Source organism: Polaribacter irgensii 23-P (genome assembly GCF_000153225.1).
In the GTDB taxonomy this organism is placed as follows: domain Bacteria; phylum Bacteroidota; class Bacteroidia; order Flavobacteriales; family Flavobacteriaceae; genus Polaribacter; species Polaribacter irgensii.
In genome coordinates, this window is record NZ_CH724148.1 from 688,552 (window position 1) to 713,946 (window position 25,395).

Here is a 25,395-nt window from a genome sequence, read left to right on the forward strand (position 1 = left end):
CTTAAAGTACTTCCTGTTACTAAAAATAACAGCTCCTAAAAATAGCATCTTTTTAGCCTATTCCATTAATTACCAAACACGCTTTTTTTGGCTTTTTTTATAATTTGTGTGTATTCTTTTGTTGTAACTATTTTCCCATCTTTTGGAACTTTAATTTCAAGCTCATTCTCTGGATTTAATATAATTTTAGTTGCTTTAAAAATAATTTTTCCTTCTTCTAATTCTAAAATTAAACCTGGTAAACCATATTCTCCTTTTGGCCCAAAACTAATGGGAATAGAAGGTGCATACCAAGCAATAACCTTTCCGTTACTTCTTGTGCCTTTATAGCAGCCAAACCCATTTATTATTTTGGTTTCTTGAGTTAATTTCCATTCTAAAAATGTGTTAGGATAAATAAAACATTCCCCAAGTGCTCCACAATCTTTAATTAAGTATGATTTTAAGTTGGTATTGTAATAATATTCTTTTGAACCACCACTTACTGTTTCTAGAACTTTTTGTGCCAAATCTTTATCCCCTAAACTTAATTTATCTTCAACTTTAAATAAACCCTTTCCATCAGAAAAAACTAATTTTGATTTAATGGAATTTGTATTTTGGAAGATTTTATCAAGAGATTTAACAAGACCTTTGCTCTTTATTTTTTCTCTTTTATTTGTCATGTATTCCTTTAATTTTTTACTATTAATTTCAGACTCGTAATGTATTATTCCCGAAGAATTTGATTGAGAAAAAAATCCTGTAGTAAAAAAGAAGAAAAGTAATAATTGTGTTTTTAATAAATTCATTTTAAAAGTTTTTATAGAATGCCCAGAGTTTTTGACCTCTGGGCATAAAAATTAAATAAAATTAACACCTAGCTGCGCGACATGCAGTATAAAAATTTCCGTATAACTCCATCAATTCGCCGCCTGCTCCTCTATCATCGTGATCTTCTGCCATAGCCAAGGCTCCTGCTCTTAAGTCTGCAACGCAATCGCTACAATTATTTTGTTCCAAAACTTCTGTAACTTTCATTAAATTAATAAATAATTCATCATTAGAATTCGCATTCATTAAAGTAGTTCCTGTTGCTAGCACAAAGACTAGACTTAAAATTAACTTTTTCATTATAATGTATTTTAAAACCCAATTATATTTTTAGGCTTATTTATTAATAAATATTTAGAATTTTATATGAATACACAAGTTTAAAATTCTCTAAAAACTTTTAGAAAAAGGGTTCGTTTTGCAAGACTTCCGCTGTTTGTTGTTGTTTATTTACGCATACATTTATTTAGTAATTTTTATATTTCTTAATTCCGCAAACGGAGGTTTTTTTTACTTTTGATACAATTTAAAAACGGCCAACCAAAATTGTGTTTAGCAGCACAACAAATCTTCAAAAGGTATATTTCCCTTCAAATAAAGCTGTTAAAGGTGTTTCTAATAATTTAGACGTATCGATATTCATAAGTATCGACTATTTTTATTCCTTTTTACAGCAGGGTATTTCTCTACTATTTCTTTAGACTGCTGTTTTTTATTTTATTATTACTAGTTATTGCTGACTTTTCTAAAATTTCGTCCTATTTTTCTCCGCTAATTTATAAACCTTTACTTTTTTTTAATTTTTGCATTGTTGATGATGCCATCTCATGATATTCCTTTTCAGACACCTTAATTCCTTTAATTGGTTTTTCTATTTTTATTACTTCTTTAGCATTTAACGTAATTTTTTTAGCATAGTAAATTTTCTTGTAAACCTCTAGCTCCAAAATTAAACCAGGTAAACCATCATATCCTAAAGGCCCTAAAGAAATTGGTATTTTTGTAGTAAACCAAGCAGCAATTAATTGTTTTCTCCCTTTTGTATTCACAATAATTTCTGTTGTGGCTTTGATACAATTATAACCTCCTATGTTTTTACTTTCCTTTTGTATTTTCCATATTAACTTGGGTTTGGTAATTAAAAATAATTCACCAAAAGCATTTAATTGTAAAATACGTTTCTCTTTATTATAATAAATCCCTTTATCATAAGTACTTATAGAACTATATGGATTTCTATGATTCTCTGATTCTAATATTGGTTTTAAATAAAAATAACTTTCATTATTCTTAAAGTTTAATTCAAAAACTAATTTCTTTTCTTCATCAGAAATTATTTCTCTCACTTTTAAAAATCTTCTATGTTTTTCTGGGTTTTCTTTTAATCTAATTGAATCAGTTTTCGATAAAATTTGAGTTTTAGGTTTTTTACCATAAATTACTCTACCTTTTAAATCTTGGGAAGTTACTGAGGTTATAAAAAGAAATAAAAAAGCACTTGTTAAATATATTTTCATTTTATTATATTTTTAAAATTAAAAGAGGTGACGAATCACCTCTTAAACTTATTATGTACACCAATGTGTATAATATCTATTCATCATTTCCCATTCTCTAGTCTCATCTCCACCACCTTCTTCAGTCCCAAAATCCCAAGCTTCCTGAAAACAATCTCGATCCATTGGAGTACTAGAATTAGTAGCATTCATTCAAGTACTTTCTGTTGCTAGCACAAAAACTAGACTTCATAATAACTTTTTCACTTTGGGAAATTTTATAACCTCCTTTTTATTTAGGTTCGTTATTAATAATTTTTAGATCTTTAAATGAATACACAAGTTTAAAATTCTTCAAAAACTTTTAGAAAAAGGGTTACTTTTGCAAGACTTCCTCTGTTTGTCCCGAGATACCGGGAATGTTTATTTACATAAGCATTTGTTTAAGTGATACATTTATTTAGTAATTTTTATATTTCTTAATTCCGCAAACGGAGGTTTTTTTTACTTTTGATACAATTTAAAAACGGCCAACCAGAATTGTATTTGTTAGCAGAACAAAGCTTCAAAAGAGCTATTTCACTTCAAATAAAGCTGTTAAAGGTGTTTCAAACAATGTATACGTATCGATACTTATTAGTATTAATTACTTTTTTATGACAACTTTTTATAAACTTAAAAAAAAGTTTTTAGCTACCAAAATAAAGAACCCTCCAATTCAGACTAGCTGGATTCAGGGAGTCCAAAAAGTACTGTTTTCAGGGAGTTCAAATCAGACCACAGAATACTTAATATTTTTGTGTTGGGAAAATTTTTAAGATGCAAGAAAAAGAAGAAGAAGAAGAAGAAGAAGAAGAAAAGATTTGCTGCAAAATCTAATTATGCTACAATTTTAGAAAAATTGTGGCTACCAGAAAGCATCCTGGAGTTGGCCAAAGAACCATAGTAGATCAGACTAAAATAGGTGAAAGCGGCTATTTTAAAATAGAAAATGGAAGAACTAAATTAGATTTACAAGAACTCTTTGAAGTTTTAGGGCTCTTAGAAATAAGTCCTGAAGAACTTTTAAAAGAAATCAACTACACTAAAGGCAAGGACTATAAAAAACCCAAAACTATAGTAGTTTTGGGTTTTTATTTTTTTACACGATTTTTCTAAAAAGAAAGATCGCTAGCAATAGAAGCGTACTGTGTATCTTAAATAGAAGCTTTCATAAGTTCTCTATTCATTCTTGCAATGTTGTCTAAAGAAATACCTTTTGGACATTCTACTTCACACGCACCAGTGTTTGTACAGTTTCCAAAGCCTTCTAAATCCATCTGCGCTACCATGTTTCGAACTCTGTCTGCCGCTTCCACTTGTCCTTGAGGTAAAAGTGCATACTGAGATACTTTTGCACCCACAAAAAGCATTGCTGAACTATTTTTACAGGTAGCTACACAGGCACCACAACCAATACAAGTTGCTGCATCCATGGCAGTATCTGCTGCCTTTTTAGATATCAGAGTTGCGTTTGCATCTTGCGTATTTCCTGATGTATTCACAGAAATATATCCACCTGCGTGTTGAATTCTATCAAAAGCAGATCTGTTAACAACCAAATCTTTAATTACAGGAAACGCAGCAGCTCTCCATGGTTCAATAGTAATGGTATCACCATCCTTGAACATTCTCATGTGCAATTGACAGGTAGTAACCCCTCTGTCTGGTCCGTGTGCTTCACCATTGATATACATAGAGCACATTCCGCAAATTCCCTCTCTACAGTCGTGATCGAAAGCCACAGGCTCGTCTCCAGCGTTTACTAGCTGCTCGTTCAAGACGTCCATCATTTCTAAGAAAGACATGCTTCCTGAAATTTCAGTCACCTTGTAATCAACCATTTTTCCTTTGTCTTTTGCGTCTACTTGACGCCAAATCTTAAGTGTTAAGTCCATTTTATTTAGCTTTTGGTTTTTAGTTGTTTGTTGTTAGTTTTTGTTTCCATAAACTAGCAACCTTCAACCATAAACTATATTATTTATAACTTCTTTCTTTAACCTCTATATTTTCGTATTCCAATTGCTCTTTGTGTAAAACGGCGTCTTTTGGCTCTCCTTTGTATTCCCAAGCAGAAACAAATTGGAATTCTTTAATTCTTTTTGCTTCACCGTCTTCTGTCTGATGCTCTTCTCTAAAGTGTCCACCAGCAGATTCTTCTCGCACCAAAGCATCTTTTGCAAACAACTCTCCCAATTCAAGAAAGTCTGCAACTCTTCCTGCTTTTGCCAGTTGCTCATTGTACTCCGTAGCGGTTCCAGGAACATTAACGTTCTGCCAAAAGTCTTTTCTCAAAGCAGAAATTTCTTCAATAGCAGTTTTTAAACCTTCGGTATTTCTAGACATTCCACACTTATCCCACATAATTTTTCCTAATTTTTTGTGGTAATAATCTACTGAATGTATCCCTTTGTTCTGGATCAAAAATTCTATCCTTTCTGTTACTTCTTTTTCAGCAGCTTCAAACTCTGGACTTTCTGTCGAAATTGTTCCGGTTCTAATATCGTCTGCTAAATAATCACCAATTGTATATGGCAACACAAAATAACCATCTGCCAATCCTTGCATCAATGCAGAAGCTCCTAATCTATTGGCCCCGTGATCAGAAAAATTTGCTTCCCCAATAGCATAACAGCCTGGAACGGTGGTCATCAAGTTATAATCTACCCAAAGACCTCCCATTGTATAATGTACCGCTGGATATATCATCATTGGCGTTTCATATGGATTTTGATCTACGATTTTCTCATACATCTGAAATAAATTTCCATATTTTGCCTTTACAATCGCTTGGCCTAATTCTTTTATTTTCGCTTCTGATGGATTTTGAATATTGTGAATCTTCGCTTGCTCTTTTCCATACCGCTCAAAAGAAGCCGCAAAGTCTAAATACACCGCTTCGCCCGTTGCATTTACTCCATAACCAGCATCAGAACGTTCTTTTGCTGCTCTAGAAGCAACATCACGAGGAACTAAATTTCCAAATGCAGGATATCGTCTTTCTAGATAATAATCTCTTTGCTCTTCTGTTAATTCAGTAGGTTTCTTACTTCCTTCTCGAATCGCTAAAACATCTTCCATATGTTTTGGAACCCAAATTCTACCGTCGTTTCTCAATGACTCTGACATCAAAGTTAATTTCGACTGGTAATCTCCAGATCTTGGAATGCATGTTGGGTGAATTTGTGTGTAACATGGATTCGCAAAATACGCGCCTTTTTTATGCACTTTCCAACCTGCAGTTACATTAGATCCCATGGCATTGGTAGATAAGAAATATACATTTCCATAGCCTCCAGAAGCAATGACTACTGCATGTGCAGAATGTCTTTCAATTTCTCCTGTAACTAAATTACGTGCAATAATTCCACGTGCTTTGCCATCGACAATAACAACGTCTAACATTTCATGGCGATTGAACATTTCAATCTTTCCACGTGCAATTTGACGGTTCATTGCAGAGTACGCTCCTAATAATAATTGCTGACCTGTTTGCCCTTTTGCATAGAAAGTTCTAGAAACTAAAACCCCTCCGAAAGAACGATTGTCTAACAAACCACCATAATCACGTGCAAAGGGAACTCCTTGTGCAACACACTGATCAATAATGTTTGCAGAAACCTCTGCCAACCTATAAACATTTGCCTCACGAGAACGGTAATCTCCTCCTTTTACAGTGTCATAAAACAATCTGTAAGTAGAATCTCCGTCTCCTTGATAGTTTTTTGCTGCATTGATTCCTCCTTGCGCCGCAATTGAATGCGCTCTTCTCGGAGAATCTTGGTATGCAAATGATTTTACATTATATCCCAGCTCTGCTAAAGTTGCAGACGCAGAACCACCTGCCAAGCCAGTACCTACAACAATTACGTCTATATTACGCTTGTTCGCAGGATTTACGAGATTGATATGATTTTTATACTCTGTCCATTTGTCTTGAATTGGACCTTTTGGTACTTTTGAATCTAAAGCCATAATACGATAGGATTAATGGTTAAAGTAATGGTAAACGGCGATGGTAATAAACCCTAAGGGAATTAAAATTGAATACGCCTTACCAATAGTTTGTAATATTTTCTTTCTTCCTGCGGTGCCTCCCATTGACTGGAACGCTGATGTGAAGCCGTGTGCTAAGTGCAACCCTAGCAAAACGAAAGCAAAAGCATAGGCTCCTACTCTAACCGGATTTACAAATTTTTCAACCAGCTCGTGATGGTAACGCAAACCTTCTACGCCTTCCATCGTTCCTGACCAGTCTTGTTGGATGAACTTTGTATTCATTTCTGGAAACCAAAAATCAACAAAGTGCAACCCAATAAAGGCTAAAATTGTCATTCCACTCCAAATCATATTTCTACTCATCCAACTAGAATTTGCTGCACCGTTGTTTTTAGCATACGCTACTTTCCTAGCTCGGGAATTTCTTAATTCTAATACAAAGCCCATGACAAAATGAAAAACTACAGCAAAAATTAAGATGGGCTGCAGTACAAATTGAACCAAGGGATTTGTTCCCATAAAATGAGATACTTCATTGAAAGTCTCAGGGCTTAAAACTGATAAAATATTTATTGATAAATGTTGGAGTAAGAAGAACATTAAAAAAAACGCCGAAAGCGCCATTGCTACTTTTCTTCCAATTGAAGATTTAAAAAATCCGCTCATTGTATAACTGGTTAAAATTGTGACTACAAAAATACGTCTAAACAGATCGTCTAACAAAAAAATTACAACGTTTTAGTAAATATTTAGAACAGTTTTAAATAACTTTCAATGTCCCTCAAAAAAAGAGAATGTATTTCCAAAAAAAAGATAGTGAGGTGCTCTTGTAAAAAAGCGAAAACCACACTACCTTCAATTTTATTTTTATAGCTACTCCCTATTTTATCTCAAATTCACTTTCAGAAGAACTAGTTTTCACCCTATATTTTCCTTTTAGCAAATAAAAAACACCGTTTTTGGCTGTTTCTACTGCTGCATCTTTCATTGCTTTCTCAAATGCTTTCTTGCCTTTTTTAGAAAATGAAACATCAAAAATTGCTTCATTATAGCCCTTTTTCGCAGTGACCGAAATTGCATTTACTTTTACAGCTCCTGAATAGATTTCTAAAACAACTTCTTTATCTGCATTTACATAAAAAGGAATTTTAATTTCTGGTGTGTTCGCTTTGCTCCATTGACTCCAAGAACGTCCCCATGCAGTATTTTTTTTAAGATTTTCAATTGAAAAGAGATGAATACTCTTTGCTAAGATAGCAGCATTCATTTTTTGAAGCATGGCAATATTGGCCTTGTATAAACTTCTACCGTGTGTGGCTACAATTAATTCTTTTGCTTTTGGCTGAATCACCAAATCATGCACCGCAACATTGGGAAGATTCTTTGAAAAGGCCTCCCATGAAAGCCCCCGGTCTAAGGAAGCATACAAACCATTGTCTGTTCCTACGTACAATAAATCTTCATTTTCTGAATCTTCTTTGAGCACATTTACGGCAGCTGTAGGAAGTTGATTTCCGAGATCCCTCCAATTTTGGCCGTAATCATCCGAAACATAAATATACGGAGTAAAGTCATCGAATCGATATCCATTTAAAGTCACGTAAACACGCTCTTTTTTAAATTTTGAAGCAACCACTCTAGAGATCCATAAATTTTCAGGAAATGCATCAGAGACGCGTGTCCAAGATCCACCACCGTTCTTAGTAACGTGCACATAACCGTCATCGGAGCCTGCATATAGCAACCCAAATTGAAACGGACTTTCTGATATTGAGGTCAAAGTTCCGTAAGCCACGTTTCCTTTTTTACCTCCTGCTGTTAGGTCCCCAGAAATGGTTTCCCAAGCGTCTCCACGGTTCAATGAGCGGTGCAGTTTATTTCCTCCTAAATATAGAATGTCTTGATTGTGTTTTGATAAATGAATTGGTGTTTGCCAGTTAAAACGGTATGGATTTTCTCCTAACACATGTTTTGGCTGAATGTACTTCTGAGTTTCTGCTGCTCTGTCGATTCTATAGTAATTTCCAAATTGATACCCTGTGTATACAATGTTTTGGTTTCTCTCATCTACTTGCACCTGCATTCCGTCTCCACCCATAATAGATTCGTATGGATTTTGACCTGATTGTTGCCATCCTTTATCAATTTTAGCATTGTTGTCCGCAACCCAAACACCATTGTCTTGCAAACCACCATACACCTTATAATTTTTTTGGTTGTCTGCGTATACGGAGTAAAATTGTCCCACCGCAGGATCATTCAACTTAATCCAATTTTCACCATCGTCATAAGAAAGGTTTAATCCTCCATCATTCCCATTTAAAATATGTCCTGATTTTTTAGGATTTACCCACAAAGCTTGATGATCTGAATGCACATTCTCTTTGCTGATAGACGTAAATGTTTTTCCCCCATCTTTCGATTTGATAATTGGAACTCCTAAAACGTAAATTCCGTTTTCATCCTGGAGATCTACTCTAATTTCACCAAAATAATATCCATAAGAGCTGTAGACTCCGTCTAAAAAGTAATCATGAGTTTTCTTCCAAGACACCCCTCCATCTGTTGTTTTAAAAACCTCTGCTCCAATTACTTGCGTGTCAAATAATACGGCGTTCGCATCTTCTAAATATTTCGCTAAATCAATTGGCTTTACAGAGCCCACACGCACCATTTGTTTCACATTTTCTGCCCTGTACTTCTCCTGAAATCCATTATTTTTTAAGTACGCATTTAATTTTTTATCTGCGATGTCAAGAAAATCTTTTGAAGACATGGTTTTAAAATCTTCCTTTGTTAACGCATCTGAGTGTTTTTCACTAGCATCTTTTGGCCTTCTAAATTGACTGTCATGCAAAGCATACACCGTACTTTCATTAAAAACAGCCAGTCCAATTCTACCAACACCTTCTCCTATAGGAAAGCCACTGTTGGCTCCGATTTTCACCCAAGAACTTCCGGCATCCGTACTTTTATATATCGCAGCGCTATTTCCATCCCCATCAAAACTCCAAGCTTTCCGAACCCGCTCCCAAGAGGCAGCGTACATAATATTAAAGTTTTCCGGCGCAACCGCAATATCGATCACCCCTGTCTCATTATTTATGAAGAGTGATTTTACCCAAGTTTTTCCACCGTCAACGGTTTTAAAAACACCTCTTTCTGCATTTGAAGAATACAAGTGTCCAATAACTCCTACAATTACTTCGTCTTTATTATTTGGATTGATTAGAATTCTACTCACATGGTGCGCATCTGACAGACCCACATGTGTCCAAGTTGCGCCCTTATCTGTAGATTTTAAAATTCCAATCCCCGCATACGAGGAACGAGATGAATTTTTTTCACCGGTGCCTACCCAAATAGTTCCAGCTTCCCAATCAACGGCAATATCTCCAATATTTTGCGTGCTCGCATTGTCTAAAACAGGAGTAAACGTAGTTCCGTTATTGTTTGTATACCACAAACCCCCAGAAGCATATCCCACATAAAACTCTGTAACATTCTTAGGGTTTACCGACACATCTGCAACGCGCCCACTCATGACCGTGGGACCGATATTTTTAAACGGAAGATTCTTTACTAATGAAGTCTCCCTCATAGCCGCTTTTTGCGCTAGAGACTTTTGAATCACCTCGTATTCTGTAGGGTTTTGTGCTACTAAGGACATCGAAAAGCAAAGCACTAAAGATTGGATAATAAATTTCATAAGATTTTTTTTGAATTTCAAGGGATGAAATTACTACTTGTAATCACCATATCAAAAAAATTAACACAAAAAGGTTCCTTGAGAAATATTCGGGTCTAATTTTAAAGAATGTATCTTTGTGCCCTGAAACAATTATATAAAGTTGACTTCGTAAATTACACATATGACATTTAAAGATTTAGGCCTATCCCCAGCACTAGTAAAAGCTGTTGAAGAAAAGGGATACACCAAACCATCCCCCATACAAGAAAAAGCAATTCCACACATACTAGAGGGAAAAGATATTTTAGCTTCCGCACAGACTGGAACTGGAAAAACAGCAGGTTTTACACTGCCTGTTTTACAATATTTAGTAGAAACAAAGCATCCCAAATACAGACCTTTGCGCGCGCTGGTATTGACACCAACACGAGAATTGGCTGCCCAAGTACACGATAATGTTAGAGAATATAGCAAATACGTAGACATCAAATCCACCGTTGTTTTTGGAGGTGTAAACGCCAAACCACAAATTGCAACGTTGCGAAGTGGTGTCGATATTCTAGTAGCAACTCCTGGAAGATTATTGGACTTGCATGACCAAAAAGCGCTTTCTTTTAAGCGTGTTGAAGTTTTAATTTTAGATGAAGCAGACCGCATGTTAGACATGGGTTTTGTGAGAGATATCAACAAAATTATTAGTTTTATGCCTGCAAAGCGTCAAAACTTAATGTTCTCTGCAACCTTTTCAAACGATATTAAAAAGTTGGCCTCGGGAATTTTAAGAGACCCAGTTTCCGTAGAAACGGCTCCTCAAAATTCAACTGCTAAAAAAGTTACCCATAAGGTGTATAAAGTTGACAAAAACAAAAAAACAGAATTTACCATAAAACTAATCAAAGAGGGGAATTGGAATCAAGTTTTAGTCTTTACGAGAACAAAACACGGTGCCAATAAGCTGACAGAGAAATTAATAAAAGCTGATATTTCTGCCGCTGCTATTCATGGAAATAAAAGTCAAGGTGCAAGAACCAAAGCACTAAAAAACTTTAAAGATGGAAGTATTAAAATTTTAGTCGCTACAGATATTGCTGCTCGTGGATTGGACATTCCTTTATTGCCACATGTTGTTAATTTTGAGTTGCCAAATGTACCAGAAGACTATGTACACAGAATTGGAAGAACAGGAAGAGCAGGAGCGGCAGGAGAAGCAATTTCTTTGGTGTGTAGTGAGGAAAGTGAATACCAAAGTGAGATTGAAAAATTACTGAATGAAAAGCTAAAATCGACCATCGTTGCTGGTTTTGAGCCCACAGATACAGATCCTCCAAAGAGAGCTGCTTCACAGAGCAAAGGTTCTTTTGGTAAGAAAAATAAAGCAGACGGAAATAAACCAAAGAGCAAACCGCACTTTAAAGGAAATAAACCCTCAGAGCCTTCAGGCAGGGGAAGAACGAGTGCTCCAAAAAAGAAGCGTTACTAAACCGTTCTAACCAATTCAGATTTACACAACCCTTTGCCGTTTTTAACAACCGGCAAAGGGTTTTTTATTTTTAGACAGCCACACCCTTCTTTTAAGTTCGTATTAATTATTCCTACCTTTGCTGCTCAATAAAAATGACCCCAAATGAAATATCATAAAATAGAACGTCAGTTATTTGTAAAAAATCGGAAAAACTTTACTTCGCAAATGAAGCCAAAAAGTTTAGCTGTTTTTAATTCTAACGATATTTATCCCATCAGTGCAGACAGCACATTGCCCTTTGAACAACACAGAGATATTTTTTACCTAAGTGGTGTAGATCAAGAAGAAAGTGTTTTGGTGTTATTCCCTGACTGTCCGAATGAAAATTTACGAGAAGTCTTATTTGTAAGAGAAACCAACGCGCACATTGCAGTTTGGGAAGGTGAAAAGCTAAACAAAGAAGCTGCTTTTGAAACGTCTGGGATTAAAAAAGTGCTGTGGCTGCAAGATTTAGACAAAGTATTGTTTGAGATGTCTACCTATTGCGATACTTTTTACATCAATACCAATGAGCATTACAGAGCCAACGTAGAAACAGAAACGCGCGAAGATCGTTTTATAAAAAAACTGTTGCTCAAATACCCCGCCCATTCCGTGGCAAAAAGCAATCCTATTTTACAAAAATTACGCGCAGTCAAAGATCCTATTGAATTGAAACTCATGCAAAATGCGTGTGATATCACAGAAAAAGGATTCCGTAGAATTTTAAACTTTACAAAACCCGGTGTTTGGGAATATGAGATTGAGGCAGAATTAATTCACGAGTTTATGAAAAACCGTTCAAAAGGTTTTGCATACACGCCAATTATAGCGTCTGGAAATAACGCCAATGTCCTGCATTATACAGTAAACAATCAGCAATGTAAAAGTGGAGATTTAATTTTATTAGATACCGCTGCAGAATATGCCAATTACGCTTCCGATATGACACGAACAATTCCTGTTTCTGGCAAATTCTCAACGAGGCAAAAAGAGGTATACAACGCTGTAAACCATGTAAAGAACGAAGCAACTAAAATGCTAGTCCCAGGCAACTTATGGAAAGAATACCACGAGGAAGTTGGAAATTTAATGACCTCAGAACTTTTAAAATTAGGTTTATTAGACAGGTCTGATGTTCAAAATGAAGATAAAAATTGGCCTGCATACAAGAAATATTTCATGCACGGAACTTCTCACCATATTGGCTTAGATACGCACGATTACGGATTGTTATATGAAAAAATGGAAGCAAACAACGTCTTTACAGTAGAACCCGGAATTTATCTTCCTAAAGAAGGTTTTGGAATTCGCTTAGAAGATGATGTTGTGATTCAAGAACAAGGAAATCCTTATAATTTAATGGGAAACATTCCTATTGAAGCAGAAGAAATTGAAGATCTTATGCAAAGTTAATCTTGCAATAAGGAATCTAAAAAGCGCGTTGAAAAACGTGCTTTTTTTATGCCAAAGAATTGATGAAAAGAATAGTTTTACTATTGAAAGTTTCTGGCTGTTCTACATTGACTACGTGGCCACAGTTGGCAATGACAAAAAGTGAAGACGTTACGTGTTCTGCAACAATGTTTCTAATTGAAGGTAAAAACAAATGGTCTTCCGCTCCCATAACATACAACGTGGGAATTTTAATATCTTTTGTTCTAAAAAAGCGCAACAAAGGATTGATTTCTGACGTTAGCTTAAACCAGCGAATGAATTCTTTCTGATATAATTTTTTCGCTTCATTTACAAATAATAATCTAGATTTCTTGTGGTTTTTCTTCGGCATAATAATAAATGCAAAGAGCTTGTATAGAAATATATACGGCACTACAGACTTAAAAATATTGCCAACTTTCATGAGCACTTGAGAACGAAAATCCATCTTTATAATGGCACCACCCATAATCATACTCTTCACCAACTCTGGTCTTTTCTCCGCTAAATTCCGTATTAAGATCGTTCCTAAAGAAATACCAATAAAGTGAGATTTTTCAATTTTCAATGCATCAATAACCTCTACAATGTCTGCTGTAATAGAATCAAATGTATATTTTACTTTAAACGTATCCTTTAGCTTTGGCTTGCTATTTCCGTGGCCTCGTAAATCTAAAATTAAAACATTGAAATGCTTTTTAAAATCACGCACCTGCTTATACCAAATAGAACTGCTACCTCCTGCTCCATGAACAAAAGTTACCCATTCTTTAGATGTGGTATGTGGATAAGAATAATAGTTTAACAATAGTGTGTTTTTGGTAATACAATACAAAAATAGGACTTTTATTTGTTAGAACGACTACTTCTACATTTTAGAACCTTTTTAGTCAAAAATTTGTGAATGATCCATATTCATTAATATCAATTCTTTTTTATTCGCTGACACTTTCCTTTTTTTTAAAATACGCAACTGCAAAAAAATGAATGGCCATTCGCTGCATTACAGTATTGAATAAAAAATAAAAGAAGAACTTTCACTTGTGCTTTATTTGAAACAAAAAAGGAGACAAACATCCCTGTCTGTCTCCTTTTAACACAAAACGAATTACTTTAGTATCCTTCACAAAATACTATAGAATTGTTTTTTCTAATGCAACGCTTACCTTAAAATATTCGAGCTCCTTATAAAGCCTGCGCCTCAGGAAAATCTATCGCAACCTCAATCGCATTGTTAAAGTAATTGGTGATTGTAATTTCTCCAATAATTAAAATAGCATCGGCAAGGCTTCCCTTTGTATACCCTTGTGCATAAAAATTCTCTAAAATTGCTACTGTTGCTGCGCCTTTATTCTCCGCAGTATACTTTGCAAGTTTCACCAAAGCGTCTAATTTAGGGTCAAAAGAAGCTGTACCCGCTCTTAATTCTAAAATTTCTTCTTCAGAAAAACCATTCATTTTTCCCATTGCAGAATGCGCAGCCAAACAATATGTACAATCGTTTATCTGACTTACCACTAGGTTAATTACTTCTTTTTCTTTTGCTGAAAAACTTGTTTTTGAACTCCCAAAAGCTAAAAAGTTACCCAAAGCGGTATCACTATGTGCAAGCGAAGCGTATACGTTGGGCACAAAGCCTAATTTTTTTTCAATTTGAGTGAAAATTACTTGATTATCTTCTGATACTTCGTTCTTTGTTGGAACATTAAATGTACTCATAATTACTTTTTTTAATTAATTTATTGATTATACGGTCCCTTTTTTATGGACTGCTGTCTACATATCAAAACGCCGTTTTCGTGGTCTTTGATTATAACAACTGAAATACCCAAACAATTTAAACCCTCTGAATTTTGTGGTTTTTTATTTATCTATTTGTTTGCTTAGGATTCTAGTGTTTATAAAATAGGTGAACACTAACTTAAAAACGCATTGCCTTAATAGATTACAAAGATACAACCAATACCGCCTATTAAAGGTGGACAAAAGTTCCTTCTATTTGGACAAAGAGTCTTATTTGACCAAAAAACACTTCATGAATTGCATTGCAAGTTTGTATTCTTTTTTGACTGCCTGTAAAAAGTGTGTTTTTCAATGTACTACGAAATACCAAAGCTTCATTAAAAGGATTGCCAATTTCTATTCTATCCAAACGAAAGGCGCTTCTATTAAAAACTTTAGACATCAAAAATGCCCTGACAAATTGAGGTATCAAGGCATCTAAAATGTAAAAAAATGAGTTTGATTAAAATCCATAACGAACACCACACAAAATAGCTCTCGGCGGCATAGGAACAAATCCCGATTCTATGTACGCTGCATCAAATATATTGTTCGCTGTAACGGTTAAGCTTAAAGTCTTAAGCGCTACAATTAAAGAAGCATCCAACACATTATAACTGGTCCCTACAGCGCGCTCTGCGTACCTATAGATAATATTTTGGCTAACGTTTTTAAATAATTTACTGGTAAAGCGTGTGATAAATTGATGCTTTAAGGTGTTTAAAGAGTACCTTGACAATTCTTTGTTTTGATCTAAAATATCGTCATCTAAAAAACTGTACCCGAAAGATAAGCTCTGATTAAAATCGTTAATTTTAAAGCGATACGCAGTATTAAACTCAAAACCTTTGGTGTTTACCTTTGTAATATTTGTAGCAATAAACATAGCATCTGTATTGTTCGTTCGCACATAATCGATTAAATTATTGGCATCTCTATTAAAAAAGGCAAAGGAACTCGTAAATCGAGTTGAGTTGTATTTTAATCCAATTTCTTGTGCGAACGCTTCTTCTGGTTTCAAATTGAGATTCCCACTCGTACTTGCATCTTTATAGTACAAATCCGTATAGGTAGGAATGCGATACGTAACTCCCACATTCCCATACGCTTTCAAATTGTCTGTTAACACAATCCCCAAATCTAATCCTGGAAACGCATGAAATTTAAAATCAGAAAAATAGGTAACCGCCACACCTGGAGTTACATCGATTACACCATCTGCAAATTTAAAACGGTGCTCTAAAAATAAATTTGCCATTGTCCGACTTCTATCTCCTAAATTATTACTACTTATAGAAACTTTAGAAATATCAACTCCAAAACCTGTGACCCCATATCTCGAAGTATAGGCAGCATTTGCCTCCACACCTGTCTTATTCGTAATCTGTAAATTTCGATAAAAACTTGGATCGTCTCTTTTCAGCAAGAAAATATCCTGGCCTCTTTTCCAGTATATCCTAGGAGTAATTTTTAATTTATCAGTTTTAAAAGTTGTTGAAATACCAAATAAACTGTTTTGCGTTTCTTCATACTCATTAAACCCAAAGGCTTCAGGTGTATAAAAATTTTGTGCACCAAATTTTTTATCGAAAAAAGTAGCCACAACTTCTATCGCTTGCTTTTCCTTATTAAAAACTCCTTTAAGGAAATAGTTATAATTGTTATAATCAGAATTCTCTCGATATCCATCTGAGGTAAGTGCCCCTACGTGCGCAATTATCGAAGTGTTTTTAAATTCTTTTCCAATTGTCACAGATCCATTTAATTGTCCAAAAGAACCCCCTTCTATATTTGCGGAAACCGTATTTGACAACTTCTTTTTAGTGACAATATTGATAGCACCTGTAAATGCATTTTGTCCGAAAACTCTTGCTGCAGGTCCTTTAATAATTTCTATTCTTTCAATTACTTCAATCGGCAACGCAGCATTCATGGTATGGTGACCTGTTTGCGAATCATCCATTTTAATTCCATCAATTAACAATAATGTCTGATCAAAACCGCCTCCTCTAATATACAAATCAGCCTGACCTCCACCAGTACCTCTTCTTCTAATGTCTACACCTGCCACTTGTTGCAATATGTCTGCAACATTGGTTGCAGCACTATTTTTTATATCCTGTGTAGTAATCACAGTTATCGTTCTCGAATTCTCTTTGAACGGCAAATCAATCCGTGTCGATTTGATTACAATGGTGTCTAATTCTTGTGGCGTCTTATTTTCTTGTGAAAATAGATTTAGGTGCAACATCAAAATCGCACACATTATTAAGGTACTTCGCATCATTTTAATCGTTTTTAGTATTTAAAAGCAGTGCAAAAGTGGTAACTTTCCGGACGACTAAACTAGTCCAGTTTCAAAATGATAGATAGTCCGGTTAATATCGTATTCAAACAATTAATTGATTTTGACAAATCAATGCCTCAACCTGTTTACATCCAAGTTTCACAGCAAATTGTAAATGCCATACAACGAAAATATCTCGCTACAGGAACAAAGTTACCTGGGACACGGATATTGAGTGCATTGTTAAAGGTGCATAGAAATACCGCCGTGGCAATCTACGAGGAACTAGCGGCCCAAGGTTGGGTAGAAATACTGCCCAATAAAGGAACTTTTGTTTTAGAAACCGCCCTAAACACGACAAAAATAAAAGCAGCTTCACAAAAAATAGCCAAAGCATATAGCTACGCTACAACCACGGGATTTCCGTTTCAAAAATCATTTCATTTAGCGTCTACGCTTCCAGTAACTACTGCAAAATATAGCATTAACGACGGTAAACCAGATGTACGCTTGCACCCTGTGCATCAATTTACAAGATGGTACAGTGCTGCTATGAAAAGAAAAACATTGATAAAAAAATGGAACAGACCCAGCGAACTTTCTCATTCTATCTTTCAAACACAGCTGTGTAACTATTTAAATGCCACGAGGGGGTTTCACATACGCCCACAAAATCTCATAAGCACGCGGAGCACAGAAATGAGTTTGTACATCGTATCTCAACTATTGATAAAACAAAAGGATGTTGTTTTAGTTGGCGATTTAAGTAATTACGCTGCCAATATGATTTTTCAACAAGCGGGTGCGAACATCAAAACTATTCCTGTAGATGCAGATGGTTTAGATATTGAATACATTAAAAAACATTTTATAAAAAATAGCATTCGCTGTGTGTATATCTGTGCACATCGCGATTACCCAACAACTGTAAAATTAAGTGCAGCGCGTCGCTTGGCGTTATTGCAGCTTGCAAAAGCCTATGGATTTGCTGTTATTGAAGATGATTACGATTATGATTTTCAGTTTGAAGGCTCTCCCATGCTGCCCATGGCAAGTGCAGACGGAAACGGAATGGTTATCTATCTAGGAAAGCTAGGGCAATCACTATTTCCCAGTTTTCAAACAGGTTTTGTCGTTGCTTCAGAAGACCTCATCTCTGAAGCAAAAAATTATTTACAGTTGCTCGATAAACAGGGCGATTTTATACAAGAACAGATGCTGTCTGAATTAATTATTGAAGGTGAAATTTCTCGCCTTATGAAAAAAAATGTGGTCCACTATAAACAAAGACGCGATGCATTATGTGGACTTTTGAAAAAAAGCTTTTCAGAAATTTCACATTGGAAAATTCCTGCTGGTGGCTTATCTATTTGGTTACAATTTGAGCCAAAAATATCCTTGGTGAAATTGGCTGAAGAAGCCGAAAAAAATAATTTGTTTCTACCCAAGACGATTCTATATCAGAATAAAAACACCTGTGCCATTCGCTTCGGTTTTGGTCATTTAGACACTGAAGAAATGACCTGTGCAATTGAAAAATTAAAAAGCGCATACACCAAACTAATTGTAAATATTCCTAAAGATTGACTGTATCTCTTTGAAACAAAACAAAGGTCATTAAACTATTAAATTATTATTTTAGGGTATTTTATTATTGTTTATCAATAATTATTATATATTTGTCGACTACAATAAAAAAGATGAAAACAATAAAAACTTTAAAAGTAGCGATCCACTTGTTATTTTTTGGACTCATAACCGTCTTTTTTTCGCAACTACTATTTTGGTGCGCAGTCTATTTTTTTAACGACCCGCTACCGCCGCTCTTGCAAAACTTTAAAATGATCTTTAATCCAGTATTTTTTAATTGGCAAACTTTAATAGATCCATTTACAAATGCACTAAATTTTGTTCTCTTTATTGTTGCTGTATATTACTTAAAAAAAAGCATGGCCTCCTTTGTAAATTCTCTCTTTTACACCGCAAGCGTAATAGTTAACTTAAAAAAGGCAGGGAATATATTTGTCTTTATTGGGGTTTCTATTATTCTCATTCAATTTTTATCAGGTATTTATATCTTAAACACAACTCAAAATATTGTAAAAATGAACTCATTATTTGCGCGCTCTAGCCTAATTATTGCTGCTTTTGATTTAAAAAGCATCTTTTTAATGATTGCAGGATTATTCCTTCTTTTATTTAGTGCAAGTTTTATGATTGCTAGAAAACTGAAACAAGAAAATAACCTCACCATATAACTATGAAAAAATTATCTCTTTTAAAAGCGATTGTAGATCTACTTTGGATTTTCTCTACGCCAATAATACTGATGCTACTTGGCTTATCTTTTGCAATTTTCTTTGTCGACCCTAGTGAATTCAATATTAAAATAAATACAATCAATTTTAACGAAAAAGATCTACTGTCAAAAGTATTATTTGCCATCTCTTCGCTAAATTATTTATTAATTATTGCCGCCTTGTATTTCTTTAGAAAAGTATTACACTACTTCACAAGAATAAAAATCTTTGAAGAAACAGTCCTTAAACTATTTCAAAAAATAGGAAACCTTTTAATGCTCTCTGGCTTTATTTCTCTGTCTATATCTATAATTGGTGAAATTTATTTTAAACAAAAAATAACCTTGGCGTTTGGCTTAAATCAACATTTAGTAATTATCTGTTTGGGCTTATTCTTTTTAGTTTTAAGTGAAATATTCAAAATAGCGATATCAACAAAACAAGAAAACGATTTAACAATATAATATGCCAATCATTGTAAACTTAGATGTAATGCTTGCCAAACGCAAAATGAGAAGTAAAGAATTGGCTGAAATTATGGGGATTACAACAGCAAACTTATCCATCTTAAAATCTGGGAAAGCAAAAGCAATTCGCTTTTCCACTTTAGAAGCTATTTGCAAAACTTTAGAATGCCAACCCGCAGATATTCTAGAGTATATAGATACTTAATTTAAATTTCGCTTTTCGATAAAAAAGCGCTTTAGAATTTGCGAGCATTCATTTTCTAGAATTCCACCAATTACTTTTGTCTTTGGATGCAATGTGGTCTGCAAATTTTTAAAACCCCTTTCTGGTTCAGAAGCGCCGTATACGATCTTACCGATTTGGGCCCAGTAACTTGCTCCCGCACACATTTGACAAGGTTCTAAAGTGACATACAAAACACATTCTTTCAAGTATTTTCCACCCAAAAAATCTGCTGCCGACGTAAACGCCTGCATTTCTGCATGTGCAGTAACATCATTTAAAGTCTCTGTTAAGTTGTGTGCTCTTGCTATTATTTGATCTTTTAATACAATTACAGCTCCCACTGGAATCTCACCTTTATCAAAGGCATTTTCAGCTTCTTGAAAAGCTTTTTTCATAAAATAAATATCGTCAAAAGGCTGTATCATATCGAGTACGTTCTTAGAAACAAAATTAAGTAAAATATTTCCAATAGATTTAAACTTATTCTTTCGCCATTTTGCTAACCTAAAAATTGAAGTTGTATTTTTGTCCTAAGATGCACACTTTGTTAGACCACATATCGAACCCAAAAGATTTAAGAAAATTAAATCCTATACAATTGCCAGAATTGGCGAAAGAATTGCGGGAATTTATTATCGACATTGTGGCTACAAAAGAAGGCCATTTAGGCGCAAGCTTAGGAGTTGTAGAGCTCACAATTGCACTACATTATTTGTTTGATACTCCAAACGACCTGTTGGTGTGGGATGTAGGACATCAAGCATACGGACATAAAATTTTAACAGGAAGAAAAACTGTTTTTCATACCAATAGACGCTTGAATGGAATTTCGGGCTTTCCCTCTCGAAAAGAAAGTCCCTATGACACTTTTGGTGTGGGACACTCTTCTACCTCTATATCAGCAGCATTGGGAATGGCAATTGCTTCTAATCTAAAAGGGAACACAGAAAAACAACACATTGCTGTTATTGGCGATGCTTCTCTTGCCAGTGGAATGGCTTTTGAGGCACTCAACCATGCAGGAGTTTCCAACGCCAACTTGCTTATTATTTTAAATGACAACGCCATTGGTATTGACCCTTCTGTGGGCGCTTTAAAAGAGTATTTGACACGGGTGAAAACCGATCGCAAGCTTGCGGCACAAAACAACATTATCAAAGCGCTAAACTTCGATTATTCGGGACCTATAGATGGCCACAATTTACCCAAACTACTCGCAGAGCTCGCACGCTTGAAGGGAGTTAAAGGACCTAAATTCCTGCATGTTATCACCACCAAAGGAAAAGGATTACAACAGGCTGAAGACGACCAGGTGACCTATCATGCTCCCGGAAAATTTGACAAAATATCAGGAGAACGGATTCAGAAAGTTGCGAGTTTATATACCAAATATCAGGATGTCTTTGGAAAAACAATTGTGGAACTCGCGGCAAACAACGAAAATATTGTCGGCATTACACCTGCAATGTTAACCGGAAGTTCCTTAAAACTTATGTTAGAGGAGTTTCCGAAAAGAACTTTTGACGTTGGAATCGCAGAGCAACACGCGGTAACCTTAGCAGCAGGCATGGCAACACAGGGTCTAATTCCGTATTGCAACATCTATTCTACTTTTTTACAACGTGCTTATGATCAAGTAATTCACGATGTTGCCCTTCAAAACTTGCCAGTAATTTTCTGTTTAGATCGTGCGGGGTTGGTTGGAGAAGACGGCGCTACGCACCATGGTGTTTTCGACTTGGCCTACTTGCGCAGCATTCCTAATTTAATTGTTTTTGCTCCCAGTACTGAAATTGAGCTGCGCAATATTTTATATACCGCACAACTAGGGTTAAAAAGCCCAATTGCTATTCGTTACCCAAGGGGAACGGGTGAAATTATAGACTGGCAAAAACCTTTTAAAGAAATTGAAATCGGGAAAGGAGTCGCATTAAAAAAGGGAAATAAAATAGCAATACTTTCCATTGGAACAATTGCTAGAAATGTTTCTACAGCAATCAATTTAATGAAAGACCCATCTGAGATAGCGCACTTTGACATGCGTTTTGTAAAGCCTCTAGATACCGCATTATTACACCAAATTTTTAAGAGCCATACAACCATATTTACAGTTGAAGATGGTATAATAAAAGGAGGTTTTGGAACGGCTGTTCTAGAATTTGCATCAGAGAACGAGTATTACAATAAAGTTAGAGTTCTCGGAATTCCAGACAATTTTATAACACATGGTAGTATTTCTGAACTTCAAAATAAAATCGGCTTAGATCCAAATAGTTTAGCTGTCCTATTCTCAAAAGCATAAAAAACGCCAAATTCGGCGTTTTTTTAGATACATAATCGTTATTTTACACTTACATAGGAAAGAAGTTTACCTTTTTTTTCGTTAATATTATTTTGAGATACTTCCGTTTTTCATGCATTAAATAACAAATTACAGCTTCGTTCTCTTTTAAATTGAACGGTGTTTTTTGCTCAGTATTTTCAAAAATCTTAGATGTAGTGTTGGTATCAAACGCTAATTTATTAGCAGTACTTTTTTCTTTAACATATGCCTAATATGTACCTAAACCTTGACGTTTAAACTTCGCATATTTCTCTTTAAAATAAACACCCAGAATCTTTACATCCTTTTTGTCAAGACTGCTGCTTTTATCGATTGTTAGATAAATATTATATGCAGAATTTCCTCCTCTGATACCAGAGGGCACAAACTTAAAATAAGATTCACTAAAGCTCAAAGTGGATTTCTTTTCTAACTTGTACGTGTTTGCGCAGCCTATCAACACAAGTAAAAAACAATATTTTAAAATATGTGTTTTAATCATGCCGTTTATTAATTTTTTATGAACTTGAAATTCTGTTTTTTACCATCTATATTTAAATGAATAAAATAGACTCCAGAGTTTAAATTTTCAACATCAATTGTTTTGTTTTTAACGTTTCCTTTTTTTACTATTTTTCCAGTAGTATCAGAAATGTAATACGTTACATTCTTACTTAACTCAATGGCAGTGCTTTGTAAATTTAAATCCTTTTGAATAGGATTTGGATAGAAGGATATCCCCATTTCAGGGGTATTAAAATCATTTGTAGCAAGTGTGCTTCCTACTGTACTTTCAAACATTCCATTGCCGTGCGTTCCTATTAAAAGTGTATTGTCTGATGGTCTGTAAACCAAACCACTAATTAAAACAAGTCCGATACTGTTCTATCCCTCCATTTCCCAATCTTTACTGGTAGGGTCTGATGAACTAAACAAACCTCTTGCAGTTCCCACCAGATAAACAGTCTGAGAACCAACTTGTATTATTGCAGCAGAACGAATTGAATGTGCCGATAAGTTTCTTTCTACCAAAGTCCAACTTGGTGCTGTTGATGTTGCATTGGTGGTTAAAAAGATGTTGTCAATTCCATAATTTGCATATACTGCTAAAACGATATCAGGGTTTGTTGGATGAATTGCACCTTGAGGTGTTACTTTTGTCTAACTTGCGCCACCATTCGTAGTTCTAAACATACGCTACTTACGCCACCTGACAGCATTGTATTACTGGTAAGATCAGAAATGTCTACTGAAAAAGCTCTTGTTCTTCCTCCTAAATTTGAAGGACCTCTGGAAATAAACGACATCAAAGCTTCCTTTTTGTGACTGTTTTTCCGCTTTAATTTAAAAAATGTATTGTACCCTTTTCTTTATTCTTGAGAAAGAACCTCACCCTTGATTGGGTTCTTCTGCATATTCAATTCAAACTTTTCTCTTTCAATAGCATACAATTGGCTCGCATTGTTTGGCTTTAATTTAAGCTTAAGCTTGCCCTCTGGAGTTATAATAAATGATTGATTCTCCTCCGTTTGGAATTTGACGTAGAAAACACAAATACCGATTATTGTAGCAAATATGGACAGTACTTTTTTCTTCACTATTATGATTTTCTCAACCTAGTTTAGTACTGAATTGATACGCAGTTAACATTAACTAATATTTCCTGTTAATTTTTTGTGCATTCGGATGGCATAGCTGTCAGAAATTCTTGAAACATAACTGCAAACCTGCATAATTCTGTCATACAACTGAACCGATTCTGTTTTGTATTCTTCTGGCAATAAGTTTAATACTAAATCGTCAAAATTAGACGCATTCCCATCAAATTTATTATTTAAAGCGGTCACAAATACATCTAATAAATCTGCAATAATTCGGTAGCCAGCCACTTCTTTTTCTACCACCTCTTTACTTTTGTAAATTTTATCGAAACTTATTTTTAGTATGTCGTTTATTTGTGCTTCATACTTACACTTCTCGAGTAAAGATTTTTCAAAAGCGCCCTCTAAAATAGCTTCTTCATTTGCTAAAAAGATAGTTACAGCCTCATTGATTAGCACACCAATTGCCAAAGCACGCAAATAGCTCACCCTGTCAGTTTTATGTTTTAGTGAATGATATTTTTTGCTATCAATCGTATCTTTTACTAACTTAATCATGTATTCTAAAGCAAACTCTTCTTCAATTAAGCCTAGGTTGATCCCGTCTTCAAAGTCGATAATTGTATAACAAATATCATCTGCAGCTTCTACTAAATACGCCAAAGGATGTCTGTGAAAAGAAATTGCTATTGTTGATTTTTGCAACATTCCTAGATCTTTTGCTACGTCTAAAAACTCTTTTTTCTCCGATTGAAAAACCCCATATTTTTTATCTGCAATATGTGTTGTAGGTTTTTTCGGAAGACTTTCTTTCGGATACTTTAAAAAGGCTCCTAGAGTTGCATAAGACAGACGTAGACCACCAGAAACTCCTTCTCTAGATTCTGTTAATATTTTAAATCCGTTTGCATTTCCCTCAAAATCGATGAGATCTTGGTATTCATTTTTTGAAAGCTGTGTTTTGTATTTTGCACCGTTCCCTGTTTTGAAATACTCGCCAATTGCTTTTTCTCCAGAATGTCCAAAAGGAGGATTCCCAATATCGTGCGTTACAGAAGCAGCGGCAACAATGGCGCCAAAATCATTAAAAGTATACCCTAAAGTTGCTAAATTTGGGTAGCGTTCTAACAACACTTTACCCACTCTTCTTCCTAAAGTTCTTCCCACCACAGAAACTTCTAAACTGTGTGTCAAACGCGTGTGTACAAAATCAGTTTCAGACAACGGAATTACCTGTGTTTTGTCTTGCAAGCTTCTAAATGCCGATGAAAAGATAATTCTATCAAAATCTACATCAAAACCCAGACGGGTTTCATCTTGTGCGATTCTTTCGCGTTTTTGTGTGTCGCCAAAGCGCTTTAAAGAGAGGAGTTGTTCCCAATTCATAATTGTGTCTTTTTAGTAATGCAATTCTTATTCTTAAATTTAAGAGC

At 34.9% G+C, this 25,395-nt stretch carries 26 protein-coding genes; 8 read left to right on the top strand and 18 right to left on the bottom strand.

The window, feature by feature from the left end; translation table 11 throughout:
* Positions 1-65 precede the first annotated feature (65 nt).
* The 4 genes from PI23P_RS03030 to PI23P_RS03045 all read right to left on the bottom strand — a co-directional run bounded on the left by PI23P_RS03030 (position 66) and on the right by PI23P_RS03045 (position 2,522).
* Positions 66-791, bottom strand: a complete 726-nt coding sequence (locus tag PI23P_RS03030) for a GLPGLI family protein (protein ID WP_004569256.1) — start codon at positions 789-791, stop codon at positions 66-68.
* A 61-nt stretch (positions 792-852) separates the two neighbouring features.
* Positions 853-1,113, bottom strand: coding sequence for a hypothetical protein (locus tag PI23P_RS03035; protein WP_004569257.1), 261 nt, complete (start codon positions 1,111-1,113; stop codon positions 853-855).
* A gap of 476 nt (positions 1,114-1,589) precedes the next feature.
* Entirely contained in the window at positions 1,590-2,330 is a 741-nt protein-coding gene (locus PI23P_RS03040) for a GLPGLI family protein (protein ID WP_004569258.1), read from the bottom strand.
* 51 nt (positions 2,331-2,381) lie between these two features.
* Complete coding sequence (locus tag PI23P_RS03045) at positions 2,382-2,522, bottom strand: hypothetical protein (protein ID WP_004569259.1); 141 nt, start codon at positions 2,520-2,522, stop codon at positions 2,382-2,384.
* Positions 2,523-3,212: 690 nt separating this feature from the next.
* Between PI23P_RS03045 and PI23P_RS03050 the strand changes: the two genes are divergently transcribed.
* Complete coding sequence (locus PI23P_RS03050; protein ID WP_004569260.1) at positions 3,213-3,467, top strand: helix-turn-helix domain-containing protein; 255 nt, start codon at positions 3,213-3,215, stop codon at positions 3,465-3,467.
* A gap of 38 nt (positions 3,468-3,505) precedes the next feature.
* On the opposite strand, the gene PI23P_RS03055 is transcribed toward PI23P_RS03050, so the two are convergent.
* The 4 genes from PI23P_RS03055 to PI23P_RS03070 form a co-directional block, all read right to left on the bottom strand.
* Positions 3,506-4,246 (bottom strand): succinate dehydrogenase/fumarate reductase iron-sulfur subunit, encoded by a 741-nt coding sequence (locus PI23P_RS03055; RefSeq protein ID WP_004569261.1) that lies wholly within the window; start codon positions 4,244-4,246, stop codon positions 3,506-3,508.
* A gap of 79 nt (positions 4,247-4,325) precedes the next feature.
* Positions 4,326-6,323 carry a fumarate reductase/succinate dehydrogenase flavoprotein subunit gene (locus PI23P_RS03060; protein WP_004569262.1) on the bottom strand — a complete coding sequence of 666 codons (1,998 nt, stop codon included), beginning with the start codon at positions 6,321-6,323 and terminating at the stop codon, positions 4,326-4,328.
* A 12-nt stretch (positions 6,324-6,335) separates the two neighbouring features.
* Positions 6,336-7,013, bottom strand: a complete 678-nt coding sequence (locus PI23P_RS03065) for a succinate dehydrogenase cytochrome b subunit (protein WP_004569263.1) — start codon at positions 7,011-7,013, stop codon at positions 6,336-6,338.
* Between the two features lie 214 nt (positions 7,014-7,227).
* A complete protein-coding gene (locus PI23P_RS03070; RefSeq protein WP_026288380.1) occupies positions 7,228-10,056 on the bottom strand; it encodes a WD40/YVTN/BNR-like repeat-containing protein in 2,829 nt (942 codons plus the stop codon).
* A 163-nt stretch (positions 10,057-10,219) separates the two neighbouring features.
* Between PI23P_RS03070 and PI23P_RS03075 the strand changes: the two genes are divergently transcribed.
* Positions 10,220-11,518 carry a DEAD/DEAH box helicase gene (locus tag PI23P_RS03075; RefSeq protein WP_004569265.1) on the top strand — a complete coding sequence of 433 codons (1,299 nt, stop codon included), beginning with the start codon at positions 10,220-10,222 and terminating at the stop codon, positions 11,516-11,518.
* Between the two features lie 144 nt (positions 11,519-11,662).
* Complete coding sequence (locus PI23P_RS03080; RefSeq protein WP_004569266.1) at positions 11,663-12,955, top strand: aminopeptidase P family protein; 1,293 nt, start codon at positions 11,663-11,665, stop codon at positions 12,953-12,955.
* Between the two features lie 46 nt (positions 12,956-13,001).
* Here the strand turns inward: PI23P_RS03080 and PI23P_RS03085 are convergent, their stop codons facing one another.
* The 3 genes from PI23P_RS03085 to PI23P_RS03100 all read right to left on the bottom strand — a co-directional run bounded on the left by PI23P_RS03085 (position 13,002) and on the right by PI23P_RS03100 (position 17,045).
* Complete coding sequence (locus PI23P_RS03085; RefSeq protein WP_004569267.1) at positions 13,002-13,784, bottom strand: alpha/beta fold hydrolase; 783 nt, start codon at positions 13,782-13,784, stop codon at positions 13,002-13,004.
* A gap of 377 nt (positions 13,785-14,161) precedes the next feature.
* Positions 14,162-14,695: a carboxymuconolactone decarboxylase family protein gene (locus PI23P_RS03090; protein ID WP_004569268.1), complete on the bottom strand. Its 534-nt coding sequence runs from the start codon at positions 14,693-14,695 to the stop codon at positions 14,162-14,164.
* Positions 14,696-15,221: 526 nt separating this feature from the next.
* Complete coding sequence (locus PI23P_RS03100) at positions 15,222-17,045, bottom strand: TonB-dependent receptor plug domain-containing protein (RefSeq protein ID WP_004569270.1); 1,824 nt, start codon at positions 17,043-17,045, stop codon at positions 15,222-15,224.
* A gap of 75 nt (positions 17,046-17,120) precedes the next feature.
* Between PI23P_RS03100 and PI23P_RS03105 the strand changes: the two genes are divergently transcribed.
* From PI23P_RS03105 to PI23P_RS03120, 4 genes are all read left to right on the top strand, one after another.
* Positions 17,121-18,632, top strand: coding sequence for an aminotransferase-like domain-containing protein (locus PI23P_RS03105; RefSeq protein ID WP_004569271.1), 1,512 nt, complete (start codon positions 17,121-17,123; stop codon positions 18,630-18,632).
* Between the two features lie 113 nt (positions 18,633-18,745).
* Entirely contained in the window at positions 18,746-19,303 is a 558-nt protein-coding gene (locus tag PI23P_RS03110) for a hypothetical protein (protein WP_004569272.1), read from the top strand.
* 2 nt (positions 19,304-19,305) lie between these two features.
* Positions 19,306-19,809: a DUF2975 domain-containing protein gene (locus PI23P_RS03115; RefSeq protein ID WP_004569273.1), complete on the top strand. Its 504-nt coding sequence runs from the start codon at positions 19,306-19,308 to the stop codon at positions 19,807-19,809.
* 1 nt (position 19,810) lies between these two features.
* The gene (locus PI23P_RS03120) at positions 19,811-20,017 is read left to right on the top strand and encodes a helix-turn-helix domain-containing protein (RefSeq protein WP_004569274.1); all 207 of its coding nucleotides are present in this window, start codon (positions 19,811-19,813) and stop codon (positions 20,015-20,017) included.
* Here the strand turns inward: PI23P_RS03120 and PI23P_RS03125 are convergent.
* On the bottom strand, positions 20,014-20,463 hold the full coding sequence (locus PI23P_RS03125) for a nucleoside deaminase (RefSeq protein WP_004569275.1): 450 nt from the start codon (positions 20,461-20,463) through the stop codon (positions 20,014-20,016). The genes PI23P_RS03120 and PI23P_RS03125 overlap by 4 nt on opposite strands.
* Positions 20,464-20,573: 110 nt before the next feature.
* Here PI23P_RS03125 and PI23P_RS03130 point away from each other — a divergent pair, with 110 nt between their 5' ends.
* Entirely contained in the window at positions 20,574-22,340 is a 1,767-nt protein-coding gene (locus PI23P_RS03130) for a 1-deoxy-D-xylulose-5-phosphate synthase (protein WP_004569276.1), read from the top strand.
* A gap of 250 nt (positions 22,341-22,590) precedes the next feature.
* Here PI23P_RS03130 and PI23P_RS03135 read toward each other — a convergent pair whose 3' ends face one another.
* The 6 genes from PI23P_RS03135 to PI23P_RS03150 all read right to left on the bottom strand — a co-directional run bounded on the left by PI23P_RS03135 (position 22,591) and on the right by PI23P_RS03150 (position 25,348).
* The gene (locus PI23P_RS03135; RefSeq protein WP_004569277.1) at positions 22,591-22,863 is read right to left on the bottom strand and encodes a hypothetical protein; all 273 of its coding nucleotides are present in this window, start codon (positions 22,861-22,863) and stop codon (positions 22,591-22,593) included.
* 8 nt (positions 22,864-22,871) lie between these two features.
* Entirely contained in the window at positions 22,872-23,216 is a 345-nt protein-coding gene (locus tag PI23P_RS03140; RefSeq protein WP_018941875.1) for a T9SS type A sorting domain-containing protein, read from the bottom strand.
* A 30-nt stretch (positions 23,217-23,246) separates the two neighbouring features.
* Complete coding sequence (locus tag PI23P_RS12655) at positions 23,247-23,393, bottom strand: hypothetical protein (protein WP_004569279.1); 147 nt, start codon at positions 23,391-23,393, stop codon at positions 23,247-23,249.
* Between the two features lie 119 nt (positions 23,394-23,512).
* A complete protein-coding gene (locus PI23P_RS12490) occupies positions 23,513-23,668 on the bottom strand; it encodes a hypothetical protein (RefSeq protein WP_004569280.1) in 156 nt (51 codons plus the stop codon).
* A gap of 63 nt (positions 23,669-23,731) precedes the next feature.
* Positions 23,732-23,959 carry a hypothetical protein gene (locus PI23P_RS03145; RefSeq protein WP_004569281.1) on the bottom strand — a complete coding sequence of 76 codons (228 nt, stop codon included), beginning with the start codon at positions 23,957-23,959 and terminating at the stop codon, positions 23,732-23,734.
* A gap of 51 nt (positions 23,960-24,010) precedes the next feature.
* Entirely contained in the window at positions 24,011-25,348 is a 1,338-nt protein-coding gene (locus tag PI23P_RS03150) for a deoxyguanosinetriphosphate triphosphohydrolase (RefSeq protein ID WP_004569282.1), read from the bottom strand.
* Positions 25,349-25,395: the final 47 nt, after the last annotated feature.